Here is a 5530-nt window from a genome sequence, read left to right as displayed (position 1 = left end):
GAAGCGAGGTGTGTGGTCGATTCTTGAGAACTCAACAGCGTGCTTAAAGTCAATGCCAAATAATTTGTGCAACTCTTTTTGGGGTTGTTCCCGTGGCCTCGCCTGTGGGTGGGGTTCATGGTTTCTTTGAGTAGATTATTGGGCCAGTTAAGTTTCTGGTTTTGCCTGGTGATTGCTTGAGGTTGATGTGACGCTTGACGCTTGCCCTTTTGGGGTGGGTGTGGCGATATTTTTCAACGGAGAGTTTGATCCTGGCTCAGGACGAACGCTGGCGGCGTGCTTAACACATGCAAGTCGAACGGTAAGGCCCTTCGGGGTACACGAGTGGCGAACGGGTGAGTAACACGTGAGTAACCTGCCTCTGACTCTGGAATAAGCGCTCGAAAGGGCGTCTAATACTGGATATTCACATTTGATCGCATGGTTTTTTGTGGAAAGTTTTTCGGTCAGGGATGGACTCGCGGCCTATCAGCTTGTTGGTGAGGTAGTGGCTCACCAAGGCTTCGACGGGTAGCCGGCCTGAGAGGGCGACCGGCCACACTGGGACTGAGATACGGCCCAGACTCCTACGGGAGGCAGCAGTGGGGAATATTGCACAATGGGCGGAAGCCTGATGCAGCAACGCCGCGTGCGGGATGACGGCCTTCGGGTTGTAAACCGCTTTCAGCAGGGACGAAGCGCAAGTGACGGTACCTGCAGAAGAAGGACCGGCCAACTACGTGCCAGCAGCCGCGGTGATACGTAGGGTCCGAGCGTTGTCCGGAATTATTGGGCGTAAAGAGCTTGTAGGCGGTTAGTCGCGTCGGAAGTGAAAACTCAGGGCTTAACTCTGAGCCTGCTTCCGATACGGGCTGACTAGAGGAAGTTAGGGGAGAACGGAATTCCTGGTGGAGCGGTGGAATGCGCAGATATCAGGAGGAACACCGGTGGCGAAGGCGGTTCTCTGGGACTTTCCTGACGCTGAGAAGCGAAAGCGTGGGGAGCAAACAGGCTTAGATACCCTGGTAGTCCACGCCGTAAACGGTGGGCACTAGGTGTGGGTCACATTCCACGTGATCCGTGCCGTAGCTAACGCATTAAGTGCCCCGCCTGGGGAGTACGGCCGCAAGGCTAAAACTCAAAGGAATTGACGGGGGCCCGCACAAGCGGCGGAGCATGCGGATTAATTCGATGCAACGCGAAGAACCTTACCTGGGTTTGACATACACCGGAAACACTCAGAGATGGGTGCCCCGCAAGGTCGGTGTACAGGTGGTGCATGGCTGTCGTCAGCTCGTGTCGTGAGATGTTGGGTTAAGTCCCGCAACGAGCGCAACCCTCGTCCTATGTTGCCAGCGGGTAATGCCGGGGACTCATAGGAGACTGCCGGGGTCAACTCGGAGGAAGGTGGGGATGAGGTCAAGTCATCATGCCCCTTATGTCCAGGGCTTCACGCATGCTACAATGGCAGGTACAAAGGGCTGCGAGACCGTGAGGTTGAGCGAATCCCAAAAAGCCTGTCTCAGTTCGGATTGGGGTCTGCAACTCGACCCCATGAAGTCGGAGTCGCTAGTAATCGCAGATCAGCAACGCTGCGGTGAATACGTTCCCGGGCCTTGTACACACCGCCCGTCAAGTCATGAAAGTCGGCAACACCCGAAGCCGGTGGCCCAACCCTTGTGGGGGGAGCCGTCGAAGGTGGGGCTGGTAATTAGGACTAAGTCGTAACAAGGTAGCCGTACCGGAAGGTGCGGCTGGATCACCTCCTTTCTAAGGAGCAGATGGCATCACACGTGCACTGTCCAGGGCTGTTGTTCTGGTGGTGGTGTGGTGTTCACACCTATTGCCCGGCCGTCCGTGTCGGGGTGGGTGGCTCTGGTTTGTGGAACATTGACCTGGACCTTTCGGGGTTCTGCTGCGTTCAGTACTGCTCGTGCTCGCTGTCCTTGTCGGATGGTGGGTGGGGGTGTGGAAGGGGTGGTGGGATGTCGGGGGGTTTGAGCACGCTGTTGGGTCCTGAGGGATCGGCCCTGTCGTAAGGGTTGGTTTCTTGTGTGGGCCCCTGTCGCCGGCGCCTTTGGGTGTGGGTGGGTGGGGGTGTCGCCCGTATGTTGAGAACTTCACAGTGGACGCGAGCATCTTTGTAGTTGTATGAACGAGTTTTTATTTCAAGCTACTAAGGGCAATCGGTGGATGCCTAGGCACCAAGAGCCGATGAAGGACGTTGTAACCTGCGATAAGCCCCGGGGAGCTGGTAAACGAGCTGTGATCCGGGGATGTCCGAATAGGGAAACCTCGAAGGTAACCGGAGTAATGTCCGGCGACCCCTACCTGAACACATAGGGTAGTGGGAGGGAACGTGGGGAAGTGAAACATCTCAGTACCCATAGGAAGAGAAAACAATAGTGATTCCGTCAGTAGTGGCGAGCGAACGCGGAAGAGGCCAAACCAGGCGTGTGTGAGAGCTGACAGGCGTTGCACGTGTGGTGTTGTGGGGCCGTCCTGATCGGGCTGTTGACCGGTCGGCCAGTAAGAAATGATGAGTGAAGACGAAGGACGTTGGGATAGTCCGGCAGAGAAGGTAATACCCCTGTAGTCGTAGCCTCATCACTGGTGGATGTCACCCCAAGTAGCACGGAACCCCTGAAATTTCGTGTGAATCTGGCGGGACCACCCGCTAAGCCTAAATACTCCTTGGTGACCGATAGCGGACAAGTACCGTGAGGGAAAGGTGAAAAGTACCCCGGGAGGGGAGTGAAATAGTACCTGAAACCGATTGCCTACAATCCGTCGGAGCCTTTCGGGGTGACGGCGTGCCTTTTGAAGAATGAGCCTGCGAGTTAGTGGTGTGTGGCGAGGTTAACCCGTGTGGGGTAGCCGTAGCGAAAGCGAGTCCGAACAGGGCGATTGAGTCGCACGCTCTAGACCCGAAGCGGAGTGATCTATCCATGGCCAGGTTGAAGCGACGGTAAGACGTCGTGGAGGACCGAACCCACCTCAGTTGAAAATGGGGGGGATGAGCTGTGGATAGGGGTGAAAGGCCAATCAAACTCCGTAATAGCTGGTTCTCCCCGAAATGCATTTAGGTGCAGCGTCGTCTGTTTCTTGCCGGAGGTAGAGCACTGGATAGTCTAGGGGGCCCAACAGCTTACCGAAATTAACCAAACTCCGAATGCCGGTAAGTGAGAGGACGGCAGTGAGACTGTGGGGGATAAGCTTCATAGTCGAGAGGGAAACAGCCCAGATCACCAACTAAGGCCCCTAAGCGATAGCTAAGTGGAAAAGGATGTGGAGTTGCGGTGACAACCAGGAGGTTGGCTTGGAAGCAGCCACCCTTGAAAGAGTGCGTAATAGCTCACTGGTCAAGTGATTCTGCGCCGACAATTTAGCGGGGCTCAAGCTATCCGCCGAAGTTGTGGCATTCACGCGTGTACCCGGCTTTGGTCCAGGTGCGTGGATGGGTAGGGGAGCGTCGTGTGCGCGACGAAGCGGCGGGGTGACCCAGCCGTGGAGTGCACACGAGTGAGAATGCAGGCATGAGTAGCGAATGACGGGTGAGAAACCCGTCCGCCGAATATCCAAGGGTTCCAGGGTCAAGCTAATCTGCCCTGGGTGAGTCGGGACCTAAGGCGAGGCCGACAGGCGTAGTCGATGGACAACGGGTTGATATTCCCGTACCGGCGTACGAACGCCCCTGCCGAATCAGGTGATGCTAAGCATGGAAGCTTGCCCGATCCCTTCGGGGTGATGGTGAGTGACTCTGTGATCCGAACTTGTAGTAGGCAAGCTGCGGAGGGACGCAGGAAGGTAGCTCATCCCGGGCGATGGTTGTCCCGGGCTAAGTGTGTAGGGCTGGTCGTAGGCAAATCCGCGGCCTGTGTGCCTGAGACATGATGGCTGGGTGGGATACGTCCTGCTCAGTGAGTGATCCTATGCTGCCTAGAAAATCTTCGTGAGCGAGTTCGTGAGCCGCCCGTACCCTAAACCGACACAGGTGGATAGGTAGAGAATACCAAGGCGATCGAGATAATCGTGGTGAAGGAACTCGGCAAAATACCCCCGTAACTTCGGAATAAGGGGGACCTGATGCGTGACGGAACTTGCTTCTTGAGCGTTGAGGGTCGCAGAGACCAGGGGGAAGCGACTGTTTACTAAAAACACAGGTCCGTGCCAAGTCGTAAGACGATGTATACGGACTGACTCCTGCCCGGTGCTGGAAGGTTAAGGGGAAGGGTCAGCCGCAAGGTGAAGCCCTGAACTTAAGCCCCAGTAAACGGCGGTGGTAACTATAACCATCCTAAGGTAGCGAAATTCCTTGTCGGGTAAGTTCCGACCTGCACGAATGGAGTAACGACTTCCCTACTGTCTCCACCACGAACTCGGCGAAATTGCACTACGAGTAAAGATGCTCGTTACGCGCAGCAGGACGGAAAGACCCCGGGACCTTTACTATAGTTTGGTATTGGTGATTGGTACAGCTTGTGTAGGATAGGTGGGAGACTGTGAAGCATTCACGCCAGTGGGTGTGGAGTCAACGTTGAAATACCACTCTGGTTGTTCTGGTTATCTAACCTCGGACCGTGATCCGGTTCAGGGACAGTGCCTGATGGGTAGTTTGACTGGGGCGGTCGCCTCCCAAAAAGTAACGGAGGCGCCCAAAGGTTCCCTCAGCCTGGTTGGCAATCAGGTTTCGAGTGTAAGTGCACAAGGGAGCTTGACTGTGAGAGAGACATCTCGAGCAGGGACGAAAGTCGGGACTAGTGATCTGACGGTGGCACGTGGAAGCGCCGTCACTCAACGGATAAAAGGTACCCCGGGGATAACAGGCTGATCTTGCCCGAGCGTCCATAGCGACGGCATGGTTTGGCACCTCGATGTCGGCTCGTCGCATCCTGGGGCTGGAGTCGGTCCCAAGGGTTGGGCTGTTCGCCCATTAAAGCGGCACGCGAGCTGGGTTTAGAACGTCGTGAGACAGTTCGGTCCCTATCCGCTGCGCGCGTAGGAGTCTTGAGAAGAGCTGTCCTTAGTACGAGAGGACCGGGACGGACTAACCTCTGGTGTGCCAGTTGTCCTGCCAAGGGCACGGCTGGTTGGCTACGTTGGGAAGTGATAACCGCTGAAAGCATCTAAGCGGGAAGCACGCTTCAAGATGAGGGCTCCCACCCCATGTGGGTTAAGGACCCCGGAAGACCACCGGGTGATAGGTCGGATGTGGAAGCACAGCAATGTGCGGAGCTGACCGATACTAATAGTCCGAGGGCTTGATCTAACACATACTCGTCTTCTGCTACGAAGATGCTACGCGTCCACTGTGAAGTCTCTCGAGATACGGTCGAGAACCCACCACACCCAGGACCATGTCCTGACGGTGTGGGATCGGGTTCCACGAATATCTCCATAGAGTTTCGGTGACCATAGCGTAAGGGAAATACCCGGTCCCATTCCGAACCCGGAAGTCAAGCCTTACAGCGCCGATGGTACTGCACACGGGAGTGTGTGGGAGACTAGGACGTCGCCGGACAAACAACACACATCGTGAGGGCCGCACCCA

3 rRNA genes are annotated in these 5530 nt (G+C 56.0%); all 3 read left to right on the top strand.

Going from position 1 to position 5530, the window contains the following annotated elements:
• Window positions 1–233 precede the first annotated feature (233 nt).
• The 3 genes from ACYVAG_RS17575 (at window position 234) to rrf (ending at window position 5500) form a co-directional block, all read left to right on the top strand.
• Window positions 234–1749: ribosomal RNA gene (locus tag ACYVAG_RS17575) — 16S ribosomal RNA — on the top strand.
• A gap of 396 nt (window positions 1750–2145) precedes the next feature.
• Window positions 2146–5248 (top strand): 23S ribosomal RNA (locus tag ACYVAG_RS17570).
• A gap of 135 nt (window positions 5249–5383) precedes the next feature.
• A 5S ribosomal RNA gene (gene rrf, locus ACYVAG_RS17565) occupies window positions 5384–5500 on the top strand.
• The 16S, 23S and 5S rRNA genes sit together here, the layout of an rRNA operon.
• Window positions 5501–5530: the final 30 nt, after the last annotated feature.

It is taken from the genome of Mariniluteicoccus flavus (genome assembly GCF_054776655.1).
The sequence above is the reverse complement of the archived record's forward strand: the minus strand, read 5'-3'. Positions and strand labels throughout refer to the sequence as shown.